The organism is Pseudomonas sp. NBRC 111143, from assembly GCF_001320965.1.
GTDB lineage: Bacteria > Pseudomonadota > Gammaproteobacteria > Pseudomonadales > Pseudomonadaceae > Aquipseudomonas > Aquipseudomonas machongensis.
Window position 1 is genome coordinate 15,481 of record NZ_BCBT01000024.1, and the last position, 24,080, is coordinate 39,560.

Below are 24,080 nucleotides of genomic sequence, written 5' to 3' on the forward strand. Positions count from 1 at the left end.
CAGAGGCTTACTGGTTGACGGTCTTGCCCGCCACCACAGCTTCTTTTTTCTTGCCGTTGGCCTGGAACAGCGAGTTGTAGTACGCCTCGCCCTTGGCGCTGTCGTACATGCCTTGCCACTTGGCGATCACCACGGCGGCCAGGGCGTTGCCCACCACGTTCAGTGCGGTACGGGCCATGTCCATGATGCGGTCGACACCGGCGATGAAGGCCAGGCCTTCCAGCGGAATGCCCACGCTGCCCAGGGTCGCCAGCAGCACCACGAAGGAGACGCCCGGCACACCGGCGATACCCTTGGAGGTGACCATCAGGGTCAGCACCAGCAGCAGCTGTTGGCTGATCGACAGGTCGATGCCGTACAGCTGGGCGATGAAGATCGCCGCGATGCTCTGGTACAGGGTCGAACCGTCGAGGTTGAACGAGTAGCCGGTCGGTACCACGAAGGAGCAGATCGACTTCGGCGCACCGTACTTCTCCATCTTCTCGATCACGCGCGGCAGCACGGTCTCGGAACTGGAGGTGGAGTAGGCGAGGATCAGCTCGTCCTTCATGATGCGCATGATCTTGATGATCGAGAAGCCGAACACGCGTGCCACCAGGCCCAGCACCATGAAGGCGAAGAAGGCGATGGCGAAGTACACCAGCAGCACCAGCTTGGCCAGCGGCAGCAGCGAGGCGAAGCCGAAGTTGGCGACGGTCGCGGCGATCAGGGCGAATACACCGATCGGGGCGTAGTTCATGATCATGTGGGTGACCTTGAACATGGTCTCCGACACACCCTGGAAAGTACGCACCAGCGGCTCGCGCAGGTCGGCGTTGAGGCTCGAGAGGCCCATGCCGAACATGACCGAGAAGAAGATGATCGGCAGCATCTCGCCACGCATCAGCGCTGCGAAGATATTCGATGGGATCAGGTTGAGCAGGGTCTCGATGAACGCATGCTCATGCTGTACCTCGGCCGCCGTGGCCTGGTACTTGGAGATGTCGACGGTGCCCAGGGTGCTCATGTCGATGCCGGCACCTGGGTGGAACACATTGGCCAGTACCAGACCGACGACGATGGCGATGGTGGTCACCACTTCGAAGTAGAGAATGGTCTTCAGGCCGATGCTGCCCAGTTTCTTCGCGTCGCCAACCCCGGCGATGCCCACGATCAGCGACGAAATCACGATCGGGACGACGATCATCTTGATCAGGCGAATGAAGATGTCGCCGGCGGGCTGGAGGACGTTGCTGATCCACCATGCCTTTTCTGCACTGAAATGATTCAGTAGCGCGCCGACTGCAACGCCCAGGACGAGACCGATCACGATCTGCCAGGCGAGGCTCAGTTTTGCCTTCTTCATGTCGTTACCTTTGTTGTAGTGGTCATGGCCAGCAGATCGGAAAAGCGCGTCCCAGAGCCTTTGGCAACGTCACGGGCAGCGATTGGCTTCCGTCTGGCGACCCTGTTCTCAGGTCAACGCCAGCGAGCGAACGAGCGCTCGGGCCAGCTAAAAAGGCGGCAACTATTGCGACGTGGACAGGGTCAGTCTAATGCCGGAAACGACTACCCCATGCCGAATCGGCATAGGAAAAGACCGCAAATCGGCCAATTCAGCGGCCAAAAAATCCAGGCGTTCGGTTTTCCGAACAAGACCAAACCGCCATTTTTTAGGCAGAAACGACAGGATCAGTTGGAGGGTGGTGGGGGGTTGTTCGACAATCCGAATGGTAGAAAACACACCCTGCGCACAGCGCAATCGAGGGGAAAAAAATTCGATATACGGTTACGACAAAATGTGTCTTGAGAGAAAAATCGTACAAGTACGTTCTGGAAGGGAGATTTCTGTAAGGACGCTTCGGAAGCCAGGTCGAGTGTTAGTGCCTTTTCCGACACCACTGACCTGGATCTTCCGATGCTGTCTCTCCTGACCCGGCCCTCGTCGGAGGTACTCCCTGTACCCCTAGGCCACTCCGATCCTGACGCGATCAGAACAGCCCGGCCCCCTGGTCATGTGCTGCCTCTCCTCGAGGCGGCGCATCATGGACGACGCAACGGTAAATACGTTCAACGTCCATATGATTACAGTGCGCGACCGTTGGTCAGTACCAGTTCGGATCGCGCTTGAGCTGCTCCTGCAGCAACTTCTGCATGCCTTCGTCTGGCTTGCCCAACCAGCGGTAGTCCGCATGGCGGGTTGGCGACTTGTCTGAGGGCAGACCTTCGGGAACCTCCACGAGCATCCCGTAGGCTTCATCCTTGTCCCAGCTGAACGCCACGATCAGGCGCTTGTACGTGCAGTTGTTGTCCGACTCGCAGAGAGGGCCGACCAGATACTTGTCGCCGTCCTCGGTCACCGCAGACATCTGCTGCGCAGAGCTGCCGCTGAGGTTGATCACCCACTCGGGCAGGCGTTCTTCATTCTTTATGGTCTTCTGCCAGGTCTGGCGGTATTCCGGGTCCGACCCCAGCAACTGGTTAGCCCGCACCTGACCGTCATTGGCTGCCATCGCCGCCGAGCCGCCGCCCACGAGCAGGGCGGTGACCAGGGCGTTAAAGAGCATCCTGCTCATGGGCGTCCTCTACCGCGTCCGAAGAAGAAGGAAGCGACGAACAGGACCAGGAAGACAATGAACAGGATCTTCGCGATACCCGTTGCGGCGCCGGCGATACCACCGAAGCCCAGCACTGCGGCGACAATGGCGATGATCAGGAATGTGATAGCCCAGCTCAGCATGGTGTTTCTCCTTTCTTTTCGGGATCGGGTTGGTGTGGCACTAGAACACCCAGCGTTCCTGAGGAACGATGTTTTCCAGGGTGGCCGGCGAAGCATTGGCCGAAGGCAGCGGCTGTGCCGCCTTGACCAGGGTGGTGGCGTGATTCGTCTTCAATTGCGTCAACAACGCAGTCTGAGCAGCTACCTGGTCGGCCAGGCGAGCGGTCTGCCAGCTGTGGTAGAACAGGCCGCCGGCGAGGGTCAGTACCAGTGCCATCGCCAGGTACAGAAACTGATGCACGGGCAGCGCTACGTCCTGCGAACGGTTGACTGATTGGCGATTCATGCCGGCTCCTCCTGCTGTATTTGTTATCCAAACCTTGAGGGAGTTATTGCAGCCTGCATGCCAGCTTTTTCATCTCGAAAAAATCTTTATAAATCAGTCAGTTATGCGCAAATGGAAAATGCAGCAAGGACGTATCCTGCACGATGCCTTGCTGCAGGCCGTGCGTTTTGCACGATTCAACCTTCCACTTTGCTCGCCACCTTCAGCAGGTCCGCATCCACGCCCCGTACTCCGAGGATCTGCCCCGCAATCTGCACGGCGATGGTCTTCTGCTCCTGGCTGACCACCTCGCCAGACAGCCGCACCAGGCCCTCCTGGCTTGCCACCTTGATATTCGGCCCGTCGAGATTACGGCTGTAGCGCAAGCTGCTTTGCACCTTGTCGATGATCCAGGCATCGCTGGGCTGCGGCCCTGTCGGAACAGTCGGCGGATTTTCACGGGCCTGGGCCATGGCTGCGGAATCCAGGCTGATCAGGTTGTTGACCAGGTACACACCCTCGCTGGTACGGGCGATGACCCCGGCCAGCTCCTTGGCCTCGACGTTATCGACGCGACCGCGCATGGTCACCACGCCCTCGCGGCTCTCGACCTCGATTGGCGCCTTTTCCGTCACCCGGCTCCAGAGCAGGCGCGCGCGGATGATCGCGGTCAAGGTGGCGTCCTCAAGGCGTTGGGCGTAGGCACGCCGCTCAAGCGGCTGCTCCGCCAGCTCGGCATTGACTTGCAGACGGTTATCCACCCGCTCGATACCGCGGGTGGCCAAGGCGACGCGCTCGGCCAGGTCGCGCTCGACTGGATTTTCCACCTCACCGCTGAGGCGGGCCTGCTGCCCCTCCACCTGTACCTCTATGCGGAACGGATTGAGCACCTTGTTGAGCGAAACCGCAGTCTGCACGGCCCCCTCCAGTCGTGCATCCTGCAACGGGTCGGCGACAACGGGACCGACTGCCAGCAGCAGGCCGGCAGCCAGGGCGCAATGACGTGGGAACAAAGGCATGGCACTTCTCCTTTTTCGTAACAAATCCAACCAAGCTCGCAACCTGCATGCCAGCGTCACGAATGCTGGAAAATCTATTTATTTCAATCTGTTAGCCAATAAACAGAGCAACAGCTAGCATGCACAGGACGGAATCCTTCAGAATCGACCATGCAACTTGCCCGATTTTTCCGACACTAACTGAGATCAATCCCATAGGAGCGCAGGAAAAATGGAACCAGCCCAGGACAAGCAAGGCCGCATTCTGCTGGTGGACGACGAGTCCGCGATCCTGCGCACCTTCCGTTACTGCCTCGAAGACGAGGGCTACAGCGTCGCCACGGCCAACAGTGCCGTTCAGGCAGAGACCCTGTTGCAACGCCAGGTGTTCGATCTGTGCTTCCTCGACCTGCGCCTGGGAGAGGACAACGGCCTAGACGTGCTGGCCCAGATGCGCATCCAGGCGCCCTGGATGCGCGTGGTGATCGTCACTGCACACTCGGCGATCGATACCGCAGTGGATGCCATCCAGGCCGGCGCTGCCGACTATCTGGTCAAACCCTGCAGCCCCGACCAGTTGCGCCTGGCCACCGCCAAGCAACTGGAGGTGCGCCAACTGTCGGCGCGCCTGGAAGCGCTGGAAGGCGAAGTGCGCAAGCCCAAGGACGGTCTCGACTCGCACAGCCCGCAAATGATGGCGGTGCTGGAAACCGCGCGGCAGGTGGCGACCACCGATGCCAATATCCTGATCCTGGGCGAGTCCGGCACCGGCAAGGGCGAACTGGCCCGCGCCATTCACGGCTGGAGCAAACGCGCACGCAAGGCCTGCGTGACCATCAACTGCCCCTCGCTGAACGCCGAGCTGATGGAAAGCGAACTGTTTGGTCACACCCGCGGCGCCTTCACCGGCGCCAGCGAGAGCACGCTCGGGCGGGTCAGCCAGGCGGACGGCGGCACGCTGTTCCTCGACGAAATCGGTGATTTCCCACTGACCCTGCAGCCCAAACTGCTGCGTTTCATCCAGGACAAGGAATACGAAAGGGTCGGCGATCCGGTCACCCGTCGGGCCGACGTTCGCATCCTCGCCGCAACCAACCTCAACCTTGAGGAGATGGTGCGCGAGAGCCGCTTCCGTGAAGACCTGCTGTACCGCCTCAACGTCATCACCCTGCACCTGCCGCCACTGCGCGAGCGCAGCGAGGACATCCTCACGCTCGCCGATCGCTTCCTCGCCCGTTTCGTGAAGGAGTATTCGCGCCCGGCGCGGGGATTCAGCGACGAGGCCCGTGCGGCACTGCTCAACTACCGCTGGCCGGGCAACATCCGCGAACTGCGCAACGTGGTGGAGCGCGCCAGCATCATCTGCCCGCAGGAGCGCGTGGAAATCAGCCACCTGGGGATGGGCGAGCAGCCCACCGGCAACGCCCCGAAGGTTGGCGCAGCGTTGAGTCTCGATGAGCTGGAGCGCGCCCACATCGGTGCCGTCCTGGCAGCCAGCGATACCCTCGACCAGGCCGCCAAGACCCTCGGTATCGATGCCTCCACCCTGTACCGCAAGCGCAAGCAGTACAACCTGTGAAGTGGCCCATGAAGCTGCGCACGCGGCTGTTCCTGAGCATCTCGGCACTGGTGACGGTAGCGTTGCTGGGGTTGCTGCTGGGGCTGATCAGCGTGCTGCAGATGGCAGCGGTGCAGCAAAAGCTGGTGCGTGACACCACCCATACCCTGGAGGTCGGGCTGAAGCTGCGGCAGAACCTGGGCGAGCAGTTGAACCTGATACTCGATGCAGATACCGATCCGAAAAGCTTGGCAAGCCTGCAGGAAAACTTCCAGGCGCTATTGGTGGCAGGCCTCGAACAGGGCGGTGAACGCACCGGATTCAGCAAGGCCAGCAGCAACTACCAGACCTTCCTCCAGGCCTATCGCGACAGCACCTCACCGTCGCGCAGCATGGGCGTCGACGACCCTTTGGGCGCCGCGTTCAACCAGGTCCGTACCGACCTGATCGACTCGCACAAGCAGGCGCTGGAGCACATTTCCCGCAGCGAAGAACATGCTCGCGATCATGCCCTGCTGGTCAGTGGTGCATTGGGCCTGATGGGCCTGGCGGTGGTGGTGCTGGGCTTCATCACCGCGCATAATATCGCGCGTCGCTTCGGCCAGCCGATCGAGGCCTTGGCCAAGGCAGCCGACCAGGTTGGCCAAGGCAACTTCGACGTTACCCTTCCTGTGACCCAAGCCACCGAACTCAACCAATTGACCCGCCGTTTCGGCCTGATGGCCGACGCCCTGCGCAAGCACCAGGCCACCAATGTCGATGAGCTGCTGGCCGGCCAGCAGCGCCTGCAGGCCGTGCTCGACAGCATCGACGATGGCCTGCTGATCATCGATCGCCAAGGTCGCCTGGAACACCTCAACCCCGTGGCCCAACGGCAGTTGGGCTGGAATGCCTCGCGGCTTGGCAGCAGCCTGGCCGAAGCCCTGAACCGCCCGGAGCTGGAGCAACAGATGCGCCAGGTGCTGCGCGGCGGCAGCCTGGACCGGCCACCGGATGACCTGAGCATCGAGGTGGACGAAGAGACCCGTCTGCTGACCTTCAGTCTGACACCCGTCAGCCACCCGCAAGGGCCGATCCTCGGCGCGGTGATGGTGTTGCATGACGTGACCGAACAGCGTGCGTTCGAGCGCGTACGCAGCGAGTTCGTCCTGCGTGCCTCCCATGAACTGCGCACCCCGGTCACCGGCATGCACATGGCTTTCGGCCTGCTGCGCGAGCGGGTCTCGTTCCCGCCCGAAGCGCGGGAAAACGATCTGCTCGACACCATCGGCGAAGAAATGCAGCGTCTGACCCAACTGATCAACGACCTGCTCAATTTCTCTCGCTACCAGAGCGGGCTGCAGAAACTGGAACTGGCGCCCTGCACACTCGATGACCTGCTGGAGCGGGCCCGGGCACGCTTCGCCGAGTCGGCGGCGCACAAGCAGATCGAACTGGTCAGCGAGCTGGAGCCTCCCTTGCCGCACATCCAGGTCGACCTTGCGCAGATCGACCGGGTGCTGGACAACCTGCTGCACAACGCCATCCGCCACACCGCCAGTGGCGGGCACATTCGCCTGCACGCACGGCGGCATGCCGAGCGGGTGATCATCAGCGTCGAGGACGACGGCGAAGGCATTGCCTATGGCCAGCAGGGGCGAATCTTCGAGCCGTTCGTGCAGGTCGGGCGCAAGAAGGGCGGCGCAGGGTTGGGTCTGGCCCTGTGCAAGGAAATCGTGCAACTGCATGGCGGGCGCATGGGCGTGTTCTCGCGGCCGGGGCAGGGGACGCAGTTCTACATGGCCTTGCCGGTCTGAGGCGCCTGTTCAAGGCTCATCATCGATTCGCCGCCCGCCCATCCGCCGTCCGCGCGTGATCAGCTCGGCGAACTGTCGGGCGTTGAGCGGATGGGCGAACAGCCAACCCTGCCCATAGTTGACCCCTTCGCTGTTGAGCAACACGGCCTGGTCCTCGCACTCGATCCCCTCGGCGATCACCCGCAGGTGCAGGTCATGGGCCATGCGGATGATATGCGGGGCGACGCCGCTGCTGGCGGCGTCGTGGCCCAGGGCGTCGATGAACGCCTTGTCGATCTTCAGGCAATCGACCGGCAGGGTCTGCAGGTAGGCCAGGCTGCAGTAGCCGGTGCCGAAATCATCGATCAGTACCTGATGCCCGACCGAGCGCAGGGCCTGCAGGTTGTCGCGGGCCACCACCACATCGATCAGGCCGCGCTCGGTCACTTCGAATGCGATCTGCGTTGCGGACACCCGATGCTGGGCCAGCAACCGCGCTGCGACCCGGCCGATACGCGGCACCATCACATCGCACGCCGCCAGGTTCACCGAGATGTACAAGTGCCGATTGGCCCGCAACAACTGGCCCAGTTGCTCCAGTACCCGCTGCAGGACGAAGTCGGTGATCGGGCGGATCTGCCCGGTGTTCTCGGCAAGCGGGATGAACAGCTCCGGGCTGGTCAGGCTGCCATCCGGTCGGCGCCAGCGCACCAGTGCTTCGGCGCCGACACAACGGCGGCTGTCCAGTTCGAAGATCGGTTGGTAGAGCACCTGCAGCTCGCCACGGCGCAGCGCCTGCTGCAACTCCGAGCTCATCGAGCGCCGCTGCAGGATCAGTTGCAGCACCAGCCAGCCGATGCAGCAGGCGAGCAGCAGGCTACCGGGGAACAACAACCAGAGCATGCCGTTGAGCTTCAGCGGCAGGCTTGCACGGGGGGCGATGAGGACGAGTTGGTAGTCCGGTGACTTGGTCGGCATCCGGTAGACGAGGCGGTCGCTGAGCTCGATCAGCGCCTTGCGTGACGGTGGCGGCCAGTCTGGCGCGGGTGGCCAGGGCTGGGGAGGGCCCAGCACCGGGATCGCCCGGCTGCCGCGGTCGAGCACTACCAGCAGGCTGCCACCGGGCGGGAGATCGACCACGTCGGTCAGGTGGCCGCGTGAGGTGGACACCAGGAAATGGCCACGCCCCAGCATCAACGCCGCAAGATTTTCGTTCGGCTCGGTGGTGGTGTTCAGCCAGTAACTGTAGGTCGGCCCCTGGATGTCGGGGGCGCGCATGGGCCGCATGACCTGCTCCCCACCGCGGCTGGAGCAGGCGATGTCTCCGTCGACATAGACCGCCTCGTAGACAAAGCGGTAGCTCAGGCCCACCTGACGCAGCGCAGACAACATTGCCGCATCGCAGCCGCGCATCGGCAGTGTCTGCAACTGGTCGACCCCCTCGCGCAATTGACCGAACACTTGCTCCAGGCGCTCGAGAAAACGCTCGCCGCGGGCATTCATCTGCGCGCTTTCGCTCTGTTTCATCTGCTGCAGGGTGACACCGACACTGGCGGCCAGCAGCAGCGCAGCACTGGCCAACGCGACCAGAGAGGCCAACAGCCAGGGGCGGTAGAAAATTTGGCGCACAGAGGCGATCAGCGAAGACATGCGCGGCATCCAGTTGAATACCAAAGGTATAGCAACTGGATGAACAGTTGGCGCGGTGCGATAGGCGGTCCTGATTCACCGCATGCTGTTGAGCACCTGCAGTATTGCCGCGGTCTGCGCATCGGGCATGCCGTCGAAGCGCTGCGCGCGGAAATGCATCTGGAAAGCGGCGATCACATGGCGGGTCGAGACATCCAGCTCGCCAGTCTGCTCGATGGCATAGCCGAAGCGGGCCAGTTGTTGCTGATACCAGAGCGGGCTCGGTGGATTGGCCTCGAAATACACCTGCTGGCGCGCCACGGAGGCAGCGTTCGGCCAGATCCCCAGCCCTGCGTCAGCCAGGCGCTTCCAGGGGAACAGCGGCCCCGGGTCGAGCTTGCGCAAAGGCGCGATGTCGCTATGGCCAATGATGTTGCGCGGCTGGATGTTGTAGCGCTGGACGATATCCTTGACCAAGGCGATCACTGCCTCGATCTGCGCTTCGCTGTAGGGGTGCCAGACACGTCCGCTGGGGGTATCGGTATAGCCGGGATTGACGATCTCGATACCGATCGAGCTCGAGTTGAGCCAGGTGCGACCCTGCCACTGACTGTCGCCGGCATGCCAGGAGCGGCGGCTTTCATCCACCAGTTGGTACACCGTGGCATTGCCGTCGCCAACCAGATAATGGCTGCTGACCTCGCCATGGGTCAGCAGCGCCAGCGAGCGCTCCAGCGAAGCGTTGGTGTAGTGCAGGACGACGAACTGGATGCGGCTGTCCTGGTTCGCCGAGGTGTGGCTACGGTCGATACGCAGACCGCTGGAGCAGCCGGCGAGCAGGATGAGGAGAAGGGCAGTAGCGAACGTTTTCATCGGATGGAGGCACGTCATGTGTCGGTATAAGCGCTACAGTATAACGTGCTATCGCCGATTACCCATTCTCAACGATGCCCACTCAGCGGACTGAGCGCACGACCCGTGTCGAAAGCAACAGGGGTTGCTTAGCGGTACTTGCTACCCTTGCTCGACGCGATTGCGCCCCTGGTCCTTGGCGCGGTATAGCGCTTCGTCCGCACGCTTGAGCACCTGGTCGCCACGCTCGCCGGAGCGGAAGGCGCTGACGCCGATGGACGTGGTGATCACCACGCGCTCGCCCTTGAAGTGAAACGGGCAGGCCTCGATCGCCGCACGCAGCGCTTCGGCGACCTGCAGCGCTGCGGGGGGAGATGTCTGGGGCAACAGCAGGACGAACTCCTCGCCACCAAAGCGGGCGATGAAGTCGCGCCCGCGCAAGCGCTTGCGCAACTGGTCGGCAACGATCTTCAGCACCTTGTCGCCAGCCAGGTGGCCATAGCCGTCGTTGATGCGTTTGAAATGATCGAGGTCGAGGATGGCCATGGCCAGGTGGCCGCCATTCTCCTGCCAGTCGGCAAGCTCGCGCTCGACCCGTTCGCTCCAGGCGGCGCGATTGGGCAGCCCGGTCAGCGGATCGACCAGTGCTTTCTGCCGCTGTTCTTCCAGGTGCTCACGGTAGCCAAGCGCCTCCTGCTCCATGCTCGCCACTCGCTCGGCCAGGCCTTGCAGGCGTCCGGCCAGCTCCTGCTCACGGCGGTCGCGTTCGTGCTGGTGGTCATCCATGGTGACCAGCAGGCCCTCGAGCCGGTTGTCCAGCAGGTGCTTGAGGCTGTCGATGTCCACTGCGCCCTGGACGCTGGTTTGCAGGCCATCGACCTGTTCACGCAGCTGACTGTCCAACTCGCGAGCGGCAGTGCTGTTGTCGGCGTGGCCCTCGCTGGCCTCCTGCAGGTGGCTCTGGAAGGTCTCCAGGCGCTCGTTGATCTGCTGCAGGTAGGCTTCGAACTCATGCTGGCCGCTGTCGTTGATTGCCAGCATCAGCACGGCCAGGTCGTCCAGTACCGGGATCAGCTCGTACCAGTTCAGCCCGCGCGCCACCCGCTCGCGCATTTCCAGGGCCTGGGCCTTGTGGCGCTCCGGCAGGCTCAGGTCGTCGAGCAGGCCGATCAGGGTTTCCTCGATGTGCGCGGCGACCTGGCTGTAGGGCGGCTCGACGGCATCAGGCAGGGCGTAAGGGCCGTCTTCACCGACTGGTTGTTCTTCCGGGGGCTCGGTGGCGGGGGCTTCGTCCGCTGGTGTGCTGTCGGCGATGGGCTCCGGCTCGACAGGCTCGGACTCGGCGGGGGGAGCGACTGGCTCGGATTCGACAATGTTCGCCGACTCGCGGGCGTCGTCAACTGGCTCCACCGTCTCGGCAGCACCGGCCAATTGCGCAACCGGCGCCGGGGCCTCGGGGGCGGGCTCGACAGAGCGGGGCGCCGCAGGCAGAGGCTCAAGTTCATCAGCATCGATCGTGCTGTGTGCCGCAGAGGCTGGGCTCGGGGCTGGGGCTGGGGCTGGGGATCGTGGCTCAGGTTCGCGCGCAGGCAACGGTTCGCCCGTTGGCTCGACGGCCTGGCCCTGGGACGTTGCGCGCGAGGGTGCCGGTTCGTGCTCCGGCTCCGGCGCTTCGGCCTGAGCACCCTCTTCGCGACCGCCAAACAAGCGTTGCAGGAAGCCTGGCCGGGCCTCTTCGGTCGCCTTGCGCAGCGACGACAGCGCCCGCCCCTGCAGACCGCTGAGCTCGCCAAGCAGCGGCGGCAACTCACGCGACTGGCTGACACCGCCGTCGAGCTTCTTGGCCAACTTCTTGAGCGGACGGGAAACGTCGCCGGGCAGCTCAAGCCCCTGCAACTGGGAAACCAGCGAGGTCAGCGCATCGCTGACCTGGTTCATCCGCGTTTCGCGACGCTGCTCCGACTCGAGCACGGCCTTTTCCAGTCGTGGGATAAGCCCGGCGAGCCCCGCGTCCATGCTGTCGCTGCGGATGACCTCGCGCATCTCCTTCATGCACTGGTCGACGACCTTGTCGCTACCCTCGGCGGCCAGCGTGCTGCGGACCAGGCCACGGCGCAGCAAGTCGAGGCGAGCTTCCCAGCGACGCTCGAGCTTTTCCTGCCGTTCGATGCTTTTTAGATATTTTTCTTTCCAGCGCTCGGCTTCGTCGGTCATGCCTGGATCCGCAACGGTAATAGCATCAGAGGGTATGTGATTACTGGATTTCGGCGCGAAGCGCGAACTCTTGAGTGTGTCAGCGCACGACCGGCAGGGTATCCACAGTCAAGGCATCCGGCAATCGGATCTCGACCGCCACAGGCAGGTGGTCGGAAATCGGCTGCGACAGCACCTCGACTCGTTCAAGCGTCAGGCTCGGGCTGAGCAGGATGTGATCCAGGCAGCGTTGCGGACGCCAGCTGGGGAAGGTCGCCTCGACCTGTGGGGCGATCAGTCCGAGGTCGCGCAGGGGCGAGCGCTCGAGCAGGTCGTTGGCGTGGGTGTTCATGTCGCCCATGAGGATCTGATGGCGGTAGCCGCCGATCAGCTCACGGATATACCCGAGTTGCAGGGCACGGGTCTTGGCGCCGAGCGCCAGGTGCATCATCACCACGATCAGCGCGTCCTCGCCTTCGCCGAAACGCACCAGGATCGCCCCACGACCGGCCGGACCGGGCAGGGGATGGTCTTCAAGGTGCTGGGGCTTGAGCCGGCTGAGCACGCCGTTGCTGTGCTGGGCGAAACGCCCGAGATTGCGGTTGAGCTGCTGATACCAGTAGGGGAAGGCACCGAGCTGGGCCAGGTGCTCGACCTGGTTGACGTAGCCCGAACGCAGGCTGCCGCCGTCGGCTTCCTGCAGGGCAACCAGGTCGAAATCAGCGAGCAGGTCGCCGATCTTCTGCAGGTTGCCGGCCCGCCCGGTATGCGGCAACAGGTGCTGCCAGCTGCGGGTCAGGTAGTGGCGATAGCGCTCGGTGCTGATGCCGACCTGGATATTGAAGCTGAGCAGCCGCAGGCGACCATCCTCCGGCAGGCCTGGCGCCTGCAGATGATGTTCGTTGACCCGCGGCTGGTGCAGGCCAACACTTCGCGTGTTACGCAAGCGGGCCATGGCTGCGCCGCTTACTTAGCGGCACGCTCCTTGGCGATCAGTTGGTCGGCTACGTTCAGGACGCCTTCCGGCCCGCCAGCGGTACCCAGGTCGAAGCGGTACTTGCCGTTGACCACCATGCTCGGTACGCCGGTGATTTCGTACTTCTTCGCCAGTTCCTTGGCCTGGTTGACCTGGCCCTTGATGGCGAACGAGTTGAAGGTAGCGAGGAACTTGTCCTTGTCCACGCCTTGGGTGGCGAGGAATTCAGCCATGTCGTTCGGGTCGGTCAGACGCTTGCGCTGGTTCTGGATGGCGTCGAAGACCGCGGCGTGAACCTTGTGCTCGACGCCCATGGCTTCGAGGGTCAGGAACATCTGGCCGTGGGCATCCCAAGGGCCGCCGAACATGGCCGGGACGCGCTTGAAGTTGACGTCGGCCGGCAGCTTGTCGATCCAGGGATTGATGGTGGGTTCGAAGTGGTAGCAGTGCGGGCAGCCGTACCAGAACAGCTCGACGACTTCGATCTTGCCTGGCTGCGAGACCGGGACCGGGTTGCTCAGCTCGATATATTCCTTGCCCGCCACAGGCTCGGCGGCCTGCACCGCGGCCATACCGAATACGCTGGCGGCGACCAGCGCAGCGCTGAGAATCAGTTTACGCATGCTTTACTCCTGAGCAATCAATGGTCGCCTCGACACGACCTATGCTGTGACAGGCCATGAAGGGCTCGAGTTCTGTAGTGTAACGGCTGGGACCATAAAAAAGGGCGGCCTACGCCACCCTTTTCATGTTTAGCGATGTTGCATTAACCGAGTGTTAACGCTCGCCTCAATGCAGCCCCTGGATATAGCTGGCCAACGCCTCGATATCCTTGTTGCTCAGCTTGCCGGCGATGGTGCGCATGGTCATGGCATCGCCATCGTTGGTGCGATTACCTTCACGGAAGTCGGTGAGCTGCTTGCTGACATACTGCGAGTGCTGGCCGCTCAGGTGAGGGAAGCCGGCAAGGGCAATGCCTGCGCCGTTAGGCGAGTGGCAACCGGTGCAGGCGGGCATGCCTTTCTCCAGGTCACCGCCGTTGAACAGCGCACGTCCACGCTCGACCAGCTTGGGATCTGCCGCGCCGACACTGCCTTTCTGGCTGGCGAAGTAAGCGGCGATATCGGCCAGGTCCTGGTCATTGAAGGCGGCCAGCATGCCGGTCATTTCCAGCACCGTGCGCTTGCCCGACTTGATGTCGTGCAATTGCTTCTCAAGGTAGCGCTGGCCCTGGCCGGCCAGTTTCGGGAAGTTCGGCGCCAGGCTGTTGCCGTCAGGGTTATGGCAGGCACCACAGACCGCAGTCTTCGCCTGGCCGGCAGCGGCATCGCCTTTGATGGGGTCGGCAGCAGTGGCCGCACCTGCGACACCCATGGTCAACAGCAGACTCACGAATAGTTTGTTCATCAGCTAATCCAACACGGCTAAGGGTGAAATGTTATGTATCGGGACTGCCACTCATCCAAAGGATGACCAATCGGTAGTCCTCGGCACTGCAGTCCATGCACAATCCACGCGGCGGCATAGCCTTGAAACCCTGGGTAACATGCGCCACCAGTACATCCACACCTCGCGCCAGCCTCGGTTCCCAGGCCGCCGCATCGCCCTTCCTGGGGGCCTGTGGCAGCTGACCGGCGTGACAGGCCGCACATGTGCGGTTGTACAACGCCTCGGGATCCTGTGTAGCCTGTGCGCTGAAAAACGGCTGGAACATACCGACCGCCAGCAGCCATTTCGCCATGCGGAACGACCTGACAGGGTTGGGGGCCGCGCTGCGTTCTGATGCGCGAGCTAGTGATCGACACCCCATGCTCGTCCTCCTTCGCTGGGAGAATGAGCACACAAAAACTGGGGCATTATATACTTCCGCCCTCCAAACGGAAACGCGGCCTGGATCAGGCAACACCCACATCGGATATCCCATGCAAGTCAAGAACCCCATCCTCGGCCTCTGCCAGAAAGCCAAATTCGCCCTCAGCGCTGCCAAGGTCGAACAATGCCCGGAAGACCAGGGCTACGAGGTGGCTTTCGCCGGCCGCTCCAACGCCGGTAAGTCCAGCGCCCTCAATACCCTGACCCATGCCAGCCTGGCGCGTACCTCCAAGACCCCGGGGCGCACCCAGCTGTTGAATTTCTTCAGTCTGGACGATGAACGGCGTTTGGTCGACCTGCCAGGTTACGGTTATGCGAAAGTGCCGATTCCGCTCAAGCAGCACTGGCAGAAACACCTGGAGGCCTACCTGGGCGGGCGCGAATGCCTGCGCGGCGTGATCCTGCTGATGGACGTGCGCCACCCGATGACCGACTTCGACAAGATGATGCTCGACTGGGCCAAGGCCAGCGGCATGCCCATGCACATCCTGCTGACCAAGGCTGACAAGCTCACTCACGGCGCGGGCAAGAACACCCTGCTCAAGGTGCAGTCGGAAATTCGCAAGGGCTGGGGCGACGCGGCGTCCATCCAGCTGTTTTCGGCACCCAAGCGCCAGGGGCTGGAAGAGGCCTATCGGGTCTTGGCGGACTGGATGGAGCTGGAAGACAAGCCGGTGGCTTGAAGATCCACCTGCACGCTGTGGCGGCGGGCTGGTCCGCTGCCACAAGCTTCTCCAGCAGCCATGAGGCAAATTCCGGGCAAAAAAAACCCCGGACTTCATATGGGGAGGGGGAAGTTCGGGGTCCAAGTCCGGACCGCTAGGGCGGGGTCCAGATATCTGCCAACACTTAACACAACATAGGAGCATCGAAAGGCTTCACCAGCCATTCAGTTACTCTGAGTTCCGGTTCACCGGTTTAGTTCCGAAGCCTTGAAAACTATTTGCGATAGTTTCATGAAACTTCAGAACCGGGGGCGAGGAGCCCACCCTGCGGATCCGCGACACTACGCCACAGATCCTACTCCTCTTCGCCACGCCGTTTAGTGAGCTTCGTCCCAATTCGAACCAACGCCGACCTCGACCAACAGCGGCACATCGAGCTGCGCGGCGTTGCTCATGTAGGGGCGAATTTCGGCCTTCACCTGCTCGACCAGGTCTTCACGCACCTCCAGCACCAGTTCGTCGTGCACCTGCAGGATCACCCGTGCATCCAGGCCACTGTCGTTCAGCCAGTTGTCTACCGCGACCATGGCGCGCTTGACGATATCGGCCGCGGTGCCCTGCATCGGCGCGTTGATCGCGGTGCGTTCGGCGCCTTTGCGCAGGGCCGGGTTCTTCGCATTGATGTCCGGCAGATACAGGCGCCGCCCGAACAGCGTCTCGACGAAGCCTTGCTCGGCGGCCTGGGTGCGGGTGCGCTCCATGTAGGCCAGCACGCCGGGATAGCGGGCGAAGTAACGGTCGATGTAGTCCTGCGACTGCTTGCGGTCGACGCCGATCTGCTTGGCCAGACCGAAGGCGCTCATGCCGTAGATCAAGCCGAAGTTGATGGCCTTGGCGCTGCGGCGCTGGTCATTGGTGACGGCCTCCAGCGCCACACCGAATACCTCCGCGGCCGTCGCGCGGTGCACATCGAGGTCATTGCGGAAGGCATGCAGCAGGCCTTCATCCTTGGCCAGGTGGGCCATGATGCGCAGTTCGATCTGCGAGTAGTCCGCGGCCAGCAGCTTGTAGCCGGGGCTGGCGACGAAGGCCTGGCGGATGCGTCGGCCTTCGGGAGTGCGTACCGGAATGTTCTGCAGGTTCGGGTCGCTGGACGACAAGCGCCCGGTGGCGGCCACCGCCTGCTGGTAGGAGGTGTGGATACGCCCGGTACGCGGGTTGATCTGCTCCGGCAGCTTGTCGGTGTAGGTACTCTTGAGCTTGCTCAGCGAGCGGTATTCCATCAGCACCGTTGGCAGCGGATAGCCTTCGGCGGCCAGGTCCGCGAGCACGGCTTCGGCCGTGGAGGCCTGGCCCTTGGCGGTCTTGCTCAGTACCGGCATGCCCAGCTTGTCATAGAGGATCACCCCCAGCTGCTTGGGTGAGCCCAGATTGAACTCCTCGCCCGCCAGCTCGAACGCCCGACGTTCGAGCTCGGCCATCTTCACGCCCAGCTCACCGCTCTGCACCTTGAGCAGCGCAGCGTCGACCAGCGCGCCCTGGCGCTCGATCCTGGCCAGCACCGGCACCAGCGGCATCTCGATATCCATCAGCACCGGCTGCACGCTGGGGGTTTTCGCCAGGCGTGCCTGCAGTGCGTGGTGCAGGCGCAGGGTGATATCGGCATCTTCGGCGGCGTACGGTCCAGCCTTGTCCAGATGGATCTGGTTGAAGGTCAGCTGCTTGGCGCCCTTGCCAGCAATATCCTCGAACGCAATGGTGCTGTGGTCGAGGTATTTCTGCGCAAGGCTGTCCATGTCGTGGCGCGTAGCAGTGGAGTCGAGCACATAGGACTCGAGCATGGTGTCATAGGCCACGCCGCGCATCTGGATCGGCAGCGAAGCGTTGGCCAGGATATTGATGTCGTACTTGGCGTTCTGCCCGACCTTGGCCTTGGCCGGGTCTTCCAGCAGCGGCTTGAGCGCCGTTAGCACCGCGTCGCGGTCCAGCTGCGTCGGAGCACCTTCGTAGTCGTGGGCCAGCGGCACATAGGCCGCTTCATGGGGCTCGACCGCGAACGACAGGCCGACCAGCTCCGCACGCTGGGCATCCAGGCCGGTGGTCTCGGTGTCGAAGGCGAACAGCGGCGCCTGGCGCAGCTTCTCGAGCCAGACATCAAAACGCGCCTGGTCGAGGATGGTTTCGTATTTCGCCTCGACCTGGGCCGCAGGCTCCTCGACCGGAGCAATGGTGTCACCCTCCCGGGCGGCGTCGCGCTGTACCTCGGCGATCCAGCTCTTGAACTCCATTTCGGTGTACAGCGCCAGCAATGCTTCGCGGTCCGGCTCGCCGCATACCAGGGCATCGACTTGGACATCCAGCTCGACATCGACCTTGATGGTCGCCAGCTCATACGACAGGAACGCCGCGTCGCGGTGCTCCTCGAGCTTGGCCGGCAGGGTCTTGGCGCCGCGAATGGCCAGGCCCGGAACCTTGTCGAGGTTCTGGTACAGGTCACGCAGACCGCCACCGATACCGGTCAGCAGGCCCACTGCGGTCTTCTCGCCGACCCCCGGAACACCGGGGATGTTGTCGACCTTGTCACCCATCAGGGCCAGGAAGTCGATGATGTGCTCAGGGCCCACGCCGAACTTCTCGTGCACGCCTGCCACGTCGAGCACCGTGCCGGTCATGGTGTTGACCAGGGTGATATGGCCGTCTACCAGTTGCGCCATGTCCTTGTCGCCGGTCGAGATGATGACCGGACGCCCGGCTGCCGCACTGCTGCGGGCCAGGGTACCGATCACGTCGTCGGCCTCGACACCCTCGACGCACAGCAGCGGGTAGCCCAGGGCCCTGACGCTGGCGTGCAACGGTTCGACCTGCACACGCAGATCGTCGGGCATGCTCGGGCGGTTGGCCTTGTACTCGGCGAACATGGCGTCGCGGAAAGTGCCGCCCTTGGCGTCGAAGACCACCGCGAACAGGCTGTCCGGGTACTGCTTGCGCAAGCTCTTGAGCATGTTCAACACGCCCTTGACCGCGCCGGTGGGCATGCCTTTGGAGGTGGTCAGCGGCGGCAGGGCGTGAAAGGCGCGGTAGAGGTAGGACGAACCGTCCACCAGGACGAGAGGCGCTTGGCTCATGAGGAGAATCAACCTTTTCGACGGGTCCGGAGCTAGAATAGCCGGATCAGTGACGACAAAAGGACTTAGGTTATCATGCGTACACCCATTCGCCTGTTACTGCTCAGCCTGCTGGCCACCATGCCGGTCATTACGCTGGCGGCGGACGACGCCCCATCGGCAGATCCCGATGTGACCATTCGCACGGAAGGCGACAGAACCATCCAGGAGTACCGCCAGAACGGTTTCCTGTATGCGATCAAGATCACGCCGAAAAACGGCAAGCCTTATTTCCTGGTACGCGCCGATGGCTCCGATGGCAATTTCATTCGATCCGACCAGCCGGACATGCTGATTCCGTCCTGGAAAATCTTCGAATGGTAAGCTAGTAACGCGTATCGTTCTTATCAACCAGGCACCTCCTCCAGGAGGTGCCCGTATGGGCAACTTTTCAACATGTCAGTCTTCACCCCTGTGTCCCGGCCTGAGCTGGAAACCTTTCTGGCGCCGTACGAGCTGGGCCGTCTGCTCGACTTCCAGGGCATTGCCGCCGGAACCGAAAACAGCAATTTCTTCGTAAGCCTGGAAAAAGGGGAATTCGTCCTGACGCTGATCGAGCGGGGGCCGGCCGAAGACATGCCGTTCTTCATCGAACTGCTCGACGTCCTGCATGACGCCGACATGCCCGTTCCCTATGCTGTGCGCGATCGCGACGGCAAGGGCCTGCGCGAACTGTGCGGCAAGCCGGCACTGCTGCAGCCACGGCTGTCGGGCAAGCACGTCAAGGCGCCGAACAACCAACACTGCGCCCAGGTTGGCGAGCTGTTGGCGCATATCCACCTGGCGACCCGCGAGCGCATCATCGAGCGCCGCACCGATCGGGGCCTGGACTGGATGCTGGCCTCAGGCGCCGACCTGCTGCCGGGCCTGAGCACCGAACAGGCGCAGCTGCTGCAACCCGCACTGGACGAAATCGCCGCGCACAAGGCGCAGATCCTGGCACTGCCCAGGGCCAACCTGCACGCCGACCTGTTCCGCGACAACGTGATGTTCGAAGGCACCCACCTGACCGGGCTGATCGACTTCTACAACGCCTGCTCCGGGCCGATGCTGTATGACATCGCCATCACCATAAACGACTGGTGCCTGGACGCCGACGGCGGCATCGATCTGCCGCGCGCCCAGGCGCTGCTGGGGGCGTACGCGGCGCTGCGGCCGTTCACTGCAGCCGAGGCAGAGCTGTGGCAGGTGATGCTGCGCGTGGGTTGCGTACGCTTCTGGTTGTCGCGCCTGATCGCGGCGCGGGACTTCGCCGGCATGGACGTTACGATCCATGATCCGAGCGAGTTCGAGGTGCGCTTGGTGCAGCGTCAGCAGGTGGCTTTGAAGTTGCCATTCGCGCTGTAAGCGCGGCGGCCCTATCGCGGGGCAAGTCGCAGCGGCGAACTGCCGCTGCGACTTGCCCCGCGATAGGGCCGGGTCAGCCGCTAGAGATGCTCCAGGCAACCCACCAGGTCGTTGCCCAGCTTCTCCAACAAACGCTCGTAGCCCTTGCCATCCACCGGATCGTTCCCACCCAGTGCATCCAGCTCCGCCAAGGTCACCGGCAGCCCGGCCACCAGTGTTTCGGCCAGGCGCGGGCGGATCGGCGGCTCGCTGAACACGCAGGTCGGGCCAACTTCCTGCAGACGCTTGCGCATGGCCGCGACATGCTGGGCACCCGGCTGCACTTCGGCGGCGACGCTGAACACGCCGGTATGACGCAGCCCGTACTCGGCTTCGAAATAATCGAACGCTTCGTGGAACACGAAGTAAGGCTTGCCTGCAATGCCGGCCACACGGGCCTTGATCCGCTGGTCGAGCGCGTCCAGACGCTCGACGAAGGCCTTCTGGTTGGCCTGATAGCGCGCCGCATTGGCCGGATCCGCCGCCGCCAGGTCGCTGGCCATTTTCGCCGAAATCACCCGAGCATTGACCGATGACAGCCACAGGTGCGCATCGAGCGATCCAGGCTGGTGGTCATGGTCGTGATCGTCGTGGTCTTCTTCATGCGAGTGGCTGTCCTCGCCAAAACGACGCAGCTTCATGTCCGCCAGCGTCTGCACGGCGATGGTCGGCTTGCTGCGGTTTTTCAGCACGCGCGGCAGGAAGCTCTCCATGTCCGGTCCGATCCAGTACAGCAGGTCGGCATCGCCCACCTTCCGTACGTCGGATGGGCGCAAGGCGTAATTGTGCGGCGAGGCGCCGGGCGGCAGCAGCACTTCGGGGCTGCCAACACCGTCCTGAACCGCGGCAGCGATCTGCTGCAGGGGCTTGATGCTGGTCAGCACACGCACGTCGGCCTGGGCCGAGAAGGTGATGAAAGCGACAAAGAGAGCAAGGAATCGGGACACAGTGGATACTCGGCTCGTCAGAAACAGGTAACATAATAACGTCTCCATCGATAACCGTCGCCGCCCATGTCAATCACGCCGCTGGCTCACCGTCCCCACGATCATTCCCATTGCGTCCACAGCGCCTTGGCCGAAGCCGACGCCCTGTGCGTCCGCCAGGGTCTGCGCCTGACCGCGCTGCGCCGCCGTGTGCTGGAGCTGGTGTGGCAAAGCCACAAGCCGCTGGGCGCCTACGACATCCTCGCCGTGCTCAGCGAACAGGACGGCCGCCGCGCCGCACCACCGACCGTGTACCGCGCCCTGGACTTCCTGCTCGAGAACGGCCTGGTGCACCGCATCGCCTCGCTCAACGCCTTCATCGGCTGCAGTCACCCTGAACACAAGCACCAGGGCCAGTTCCTGATCTGCCGCGAATGCCACGTGGCCATCGAACTGGAGCAGGAGAGCATCAGCGGCGCCATCGTCGCCAGTGCCAAGGCCGTGGGCTTTGCCGTCGACACCCAGACCGTCGAAGTGGTCGGCCTTTGCAGTAACTGCCGGGGCGCCGCATGAGCGACGCGCTGATCCGCCTGGAGCAGGTCGGCGTCACCTTTGGCGGCGAAGCGGTGCTCGACAGCATCGACCTGTCGGTAGCACCACGCCAGATCGTCACCCTGATCGGCCCCAACGGTGCCGGCAAGACCACACTGGTGCGCGCCGTGCTCGGTCTGCTCAAGCCGAACAGTGGCAAGGTCTGGCGCAAGCCGCGCCTGCGCATCGGCTACATGCCGCAGAAGATCCAGGTAGACGCCACCCTGCCGCTTTCGGTACTGCGTTTCCTGCGCCTGGTGCCGGGCGTGGATCGCGCCGCGGCGTTGTCGGCATTGCAGGAGGTGGGCGCCGAACACGTCATCGACAGCCCGATCCAGACGGTCTCCGGGGGCGAGATGCAACGGGTATTGCTGGCGCGGGCGCTGCTGCGCGAGCCTGAACTGCTGGTGCTCGACGAACCGGTACAGGGCGTCGACGTGGTTGGCCAGACCGAGCTGTACAACCTCATCACCCGCCTGCGCGACCGCCATGGCTGCGGTGTGCTGATGGTCTCCCACGACCTGCACCTGGTGATGAGCGCCACCGACCAGGTGGTCTGCCTGAACCGCCACGTGTGCTGCTCCGGGCACCCGGAGCAGGTCAGCAACGACCCGGCCTTCGTCGAGCTGTTCGGCCAGAACGCTCCAAGCCTTGCGGTCTACCACCACCATCACGATCACAGCCACGATCTGCACGGCGCGGTGATCGCCCCTGGCGCCCATGTTCACGGAGAGCACTGCAAGCATGGCTGATTTTCTTCTGTACGCCTTGCTTGCCGGTCTTTCCCTGGCGCTGGTGGCCGGCCCACTGGGCTCCTTCGTGGTCTGGCGGCGCATGGCCTATTTCGGCGACACCTTGTCCCATGCCGCGCTGCTGGGCGTGGCGCTGGGCTTCGTGCTGGACGTCAGCCCCACGCTCGCGGTAACGATCGGCTGCCTGCTGCTGGCGATCCTGCTAGTGACCCTGCAACAGCGCCAGCCGCTGGCCTCCGACACCCTGCTCGGCATCCTCGCACCCAGCACCCTGTCGCTTGGACTGGTGGTGCTGAGCTTCATGCACGATGTGCGCATCGACCTGATGGCCTACCTGTTCGGTGATCTGCTGGCGATCAGTACCACCGACCTTTCATGGATTCTCGGCGGCAGCGTGCTGGTGCTGGGCTTGCTCGCGGTGCTCTGGCGCCCGCTGCTGGCAATCACCGTGCACGAGGAGCTGGCGATGGTCGAGGGCCTGCCAGTGGCGGCCCTGCGTATGGCGCTGATGCTGCTGATCGCGGTGGTGATCGCAGTGGCGATGAAGATCGTCGGCGTGCTGCTGATCACCTCGCTGCTGATCATCCCGGCCGCTGCGGCACAGCGTCACGCGCGCTCGCCCGAGCAGATGGCCCTGGGCGCCAGCTTGCTGGGCGTGGCAGCGGTTTGCGGGGGGCTGGCGATGTCCTGGTTCAAGGATACGCCTGCTGGTCCATCGATCGTGGTCTGTGCCGCAGTGCTATTCTTGCTGAGCCTGGCATTGCCCAAGCGCTGAAATTTCAGGGTGCGCATTGACGCACCCTGCAACCTTTGCGCCCGTAAAGGGTCTGTAAGACTTGTTTTCGAGCGTGCGCACCTGGGTGTAGACTTGCTCGCTTTTTGCGCAAATAGAGAGTCGCAGGAATGAAGCCGTTCGCCTCCCGTTATCTGCTTGTTGCCGCGTTTTCCCTGTTACTGGCCGCCTGTTCCAGTGCCCCGGTCGAGCAGCCGGTCGCGCCTGCGCAGCCGGACGCCTGGCAGCAGTTGCAACAGAACATCGCCAGCAACGAGCTGGCCACTGCCGAAGACCAGCTCGCCAACCTGCAGGCACAGTCGCCGAACGATGCGCGTATCGAGCAATACCAGCGCCAGATCGCCGAAGCCTACCTGCAACGCAGCCAGATCGTCCTGCAGAAAGGCGACGTCAATGCGGCCGCCACTGCGCTGGCCCGTGCCCGTGCACTGATGCCCCAGGCACCCGCGCTGACCGGCGGTGATGCCGTCGCCCATGCTCGCCAGGCCGAGCTGGACAAGGCTGAAGCCGCGCTGAAGGCTGCAGAATCCAAGCCACAGGCACGGGTCATCGACCCGGCGGCACCGAGCACGGTGATTGCACTGAAAACCACGGACATTGCAGCCATGCGCAAGCAACTGGATAACATCGCCGCCGATGTGGTGAATTACCAGTGCGAAGTGGTGTTCCAGGTGCCACGCACCCAGGATGCACCGTGGCTCAAGACCCTGCTGCAGAAGCGGGTGAAGCGGATCGATGCGGACTTTGCGCTGAAGCAGAAGCACGAGATCCAGCGGGCATTGCCAGCACAAGTGGTGCTGGTGCCGCATCAGCGCTGAGACAGCGTCGACATCTTCGCGGGTAAACCCGATCCCACAGATGCGTCGATATCTCAGCGGGTAAACCCGCCCCCACAGATGCGTACATAACCTGTGGGAGCGGGTTTAC

At 63.2% G+C, this 24,080-nt stretch carries 23 protein-coding genes; 9 read left to right on the top strand and 14 right to left on the bottom strand.

What is annotated here, in order from left to right:
- Nucleotides 1-7: 7 nt before the first annotated feature.
- From gltP to APH44_RS14725, 5 genes are all read right to left on the bottom strand, one after another.
- Complete coding sequence (gene gltP, locus APH44_RS14710; RefSeq protein ID WP_054893340.1) at nucleotides 8-1,345, bottom strand: glutamate/aspartate:proton symporter GltP; 1,338 nt, start codon at nucleotides 1,343-1,345, stop codon at nucleotides 8-10.
- A gap of 739 nt (nucleotides 1,346-2,084) precedes the next feature.
- On the bottom strand, nucleotides 2,085-2,555 hold the full coding sequence (locus APH44_RS14715) for an inhibitor of vertebrate lysozyme family protein (protein WP_054893341.1): 471 nt from the start codon (nucleotides 2,553-2,555) through the stop codon (nucleotides 2,085-2,087).
- Nucleotides 2,552-2,719 carry a DUF1328 domain-containing protein gene (locus tag APH44_RS29150; protein WP_028695791.1) on the bottom strand — a complete coding sequence of 56 codons (168 nt, stop codon included), beginning with the start codon at nucleotides 2,717-2,719 and terminating at the stop codon, nucleotides 2,552-2,554. The genes APH44_RS14715 and APH44_RS29150 overlap by 4 nt, the downstream gene beginning before the upstream one ends.
- Before the next feature lie 40 nt (nucleotides 2,720-2,759).
- A complete protein-coding gene (locus tag APH44_RS14720) occupies nucleotides 2,760-3,044 on the bottom strand; it encodes a hypothetical protein (RefSeq protein WP_054893342.1) in 285 nt (94 codons plus the stop codon).
- A gap of 176 nt (nucleotides 3,045-3,220) precedes the next feature.
- Nucleotides 3,221-4,042, bottom strand: a complete 822-nt coding sequence (locus tag APH44_RS14725; RefSeq protein WP_054893343.1) for a BON domain-containing protein — start codon at nucleotides 4,040-4,042, stop codon at nucleotides 3,221-3,223.
- Between the two features lie 211 nt (nucleotides 4,043-4,253).
- On the opposite strand from APH44_RS14725, the gene algB reads away from it, so the two are divergent.
- Both algB and APH44_RS14735 read left to right on the top strand, forming a co-directional pair.
- Nucleotides 4,254-5,600: a sigma-54-dependent response regulator transcription factor AlgB gene (gene algB, locus APH44_RS14730; protein WP_054893344.1), complete on the top strand. Its 1,347-nt coding sequence runs from the start codon at nucleotides 4,254-4,256 to the stop codon at nucleotides 5,598-5,600.
- Nucleotides 5,601-5,608: 8 nt separating this feature from the next.
- Nucleotides 5,609-7,375 (top strand): KinB sensor domain-containing domain, encoded by a 1,767-nt coding sequence (locus APH44_RS14735; RefSeq protein WP_054893345.1) that lies wholly within the window; start codon nucleotides 5,609-5,611, stop codon nucleotides 7,373-7,375.
- A gap of 9 nt (nucleotides 7,376-7,384) precedes the next feature.
- On the opposite strand, the gene APH44_RS14740 is transcribed toward APH44_RS14735, so the two are convergent.
- The 7 genes from APH44_RS14740 to APH44_RS14770 form a co-directional block, all read right to left on the bottom strand.
- Nucleotides 7,385-9,004, bottom strand: coding sequence for an EAL domain-containing protein (locus APH44_RS14740; protein WP_054893346.1), 1,620 nt, complete (start codon nucleotides 9,002-9,004; stop codon nucleotides 7,385-7,387).
- 75 nt (nucleotides 9,005-9,079) lie between these two features.
- Nucleotides 9,080-9,856, bottom strand: coding sequence for an N-acetylmuramoyl-L-alanine amidase (locus APH44_RS14745; protein WP_054893347.1), 777 nt, complete (start codon nucleotides 9,854-9,856; stop codon nucleotides 9,080-9,082).
- A gap of 141 nt (nucleotides 9,857-9,997) precedes the next feature.
- On the bottom strand, nucleotides 9,998-12,049 hold the full coding sequence (locus tag APH44_RS14750) for a GGDEF domain-containing protein (RefSeq protein WP_054893348.1): 2,052 nt from the start codon (nucleotides 12,047-12,049) through the stop codon (nucleotides 9,998-10,000).
- A 79-nt stretch (nucleotides 12,050-12,128) separates the two neighbouring features.
- Complete coding sequence (locus tag APH44_RS14755; RefSeq protein ID WP_054893349.1) at nucleotides 12,129-12,983, bottom strand: endonuclease/exonuclease/phosphatase family protein; 855 nt, start codon at nucleotides 12,981-12,983, stop codon at nucleotides 12,129-12,131.
- 11 nt (nucleotides 12,984-12,994) lie between these two features.
- Nucleotides 12,995-13,627 (bottom strand): thiol:disulfide interchange protein DsbA, encoded by a 633-nt coding sequence (gene dsbA, locus APH44_RS14760; protein WP_054893350.1) that lies wholly within the window; start codon nucleotides 13,625-13,627, stop codon nucleotides 12,995-12,997.
- Between the two features lie 166 nt (nucleotides 13,628-13,793).
- Nucleotides 13,794-14,411, bottom strand: a complete 618-nt coding sequence (locus APH44_RS14765) for a cytochrome c (protein ID WP_054893351.1) — start codon at nucleotides 14,409-14,411, stop codon at nucleotides 13,794-13,796.
- A gap of 31 nt (nucleotides 14,412-14,442) precedes the next feature.
- Entirely contained in the window at nucleotides 14,443-14,745 is a 303-nt protein-coding gene (locus tag APH44_RS14770; protein WP_054893352.1) for a cytochrome c5 family protein, read from the bottom strand.
- 181 nt (nucleotides 14,746-14,926) lie between these two features.
- On the opposite strand from APH44_RS14770, the gene yihA reads away from it, so the two are divergent.
- Nucleotides 14,927-15,559, top strand: a complete 633-nt coding sequence (gene yihA / locus APH44_RS14775; RefSeq protein ID WP_054893353.1) for a ribosome biogenesis GTP-binding protein YihA/YsxC — start codon at nucleotides 14,927-14,929, stop codon at nucleotides 15,557-15,559.
- 359 nt (nucleotides 15,560-15,918) lie between these two features.
- Here yihA and polA read toward each other — a convergent pair whose 3' ends face one another.
- Nucleotides 15,919-18,666, bottom strand: a complete 2,748-nt coding sequence (gene polA / locus APH44_RS14780; RefSeq protein ID WP_054893354.1) for a DNA polymerase I — start codon at nucleotides 18,664-18,666, stop codon at nucleotides 15,919-15,921.
- Nucleotides 18,667-18,741: 75 nt separating this feature from the next.
- On the opposite strand from polA, the gene APH44_RS14785 reads away from it, so the two are divergent.
- Both APH44_RS14785 and APH44_RS14790 read left to right on the top strand, forming a co-directional pair.
- A complete protein-coding gene (locus APH44_RS14785; protein WP_054893355.1) occupies nucleotides 18,742-19,029 on the top strand; it encodes a DUF2782 domain-containing protein in 288 nt (95 codons plus the stop codon).
- A gap of 72 nt (nucleotides 19,030-19,101) precedes the next feature.
- Complete coding sequence (locus APH44_RS14790) at nucleotides 19,102-20,052, top strand: homoserine kinase (RefSeq protein ID WP_054893356.1); 951 nt, start codon at nucleotides 19,102-19,104, stop codon at nucleotides 20,050-20,052.
- Between the two features lie 80 nt (nucleotides 20,053-20,132).
- Here the strand turns inward: APH44_RS14790 and APH44_RS14795 are convergent, their stop codons facing one another.
- Nucleotides 20,133-21,086 carry a zinc ABC transporter substrate-binding protein gene (locus APH44_RS14795; RefSeq protein WP_371105625.1) on the bottom strand — a complete coding sequence of 318 codons (954 nt, stop codon included), beginning with the start codon at nucleotides 21,084-21,086 and terminating at the stop codon, nucleotides 20,133-20,135.
- 18 nt (nucleotides 21,087-21,104) lie between these two features.
- On the opposite strand from APH44_RS14795, the gene zur reads away from it, so the two are divergent.
- From zur to APH44_RS14815, 4 genes are all read left to right on the top strand, one after another.
- Complete coding sequence (gene zur / locus APH44_RS14800; protein ID WP_054893358.1) at nucleotides 21,105-21,590, top strand: zinc uptake transcriptional repressor Zur; 486 nt, start codon at nucleotides 21,105-21,107, stop codon at nucleotides 21,588-21,590.
- Nucleotides 21,587-22,360, top strand: a complete 774-nt coding sequence (gene znuC / locus APH44_RS14805) for a zinc ABC transporter ATP-binding protein ZnuC (RefSeq protein ID WP_054893359.1) — start codon at nucleotides 21,587-21,589, stop codon at nucleotides 22,358-22,360. The genes zur and znuC overlap by 4 nt, the downstream gene beginning before the upstream one ends.
- Nucleotides 22,353-23,135, top strand: a complete 783-nt coding sequence (gene znuB / locus APH44_RS14810) for a zinc ABC transporter permease subunit ZnuB (protein ID WP_054893360.1) — start codon at nucleotides 22,353-22,355, stop codon at nucleotides 23,133-23,135. The genes znuC and znuB overlap by 8 nt, the downstream gene beginning before the upstream one ends.
- A gap of 128 nt (nucleotides 23,136-23,263) precedes the next feature.
- Nucleotides 23,264-23,971: a PA5502 family lipoprotein gene (locus APH44_RS14815; protein ID WP_054893361.1), complete on the top strand. Its 708-nt coding sequence runs from the start codon at nucleotides 23,264-23,266 to the stop codon at nucleotides 23,969-23,971.
- Nucleotides 23,972-24,080: the final 109 nt, after the last annotated feature.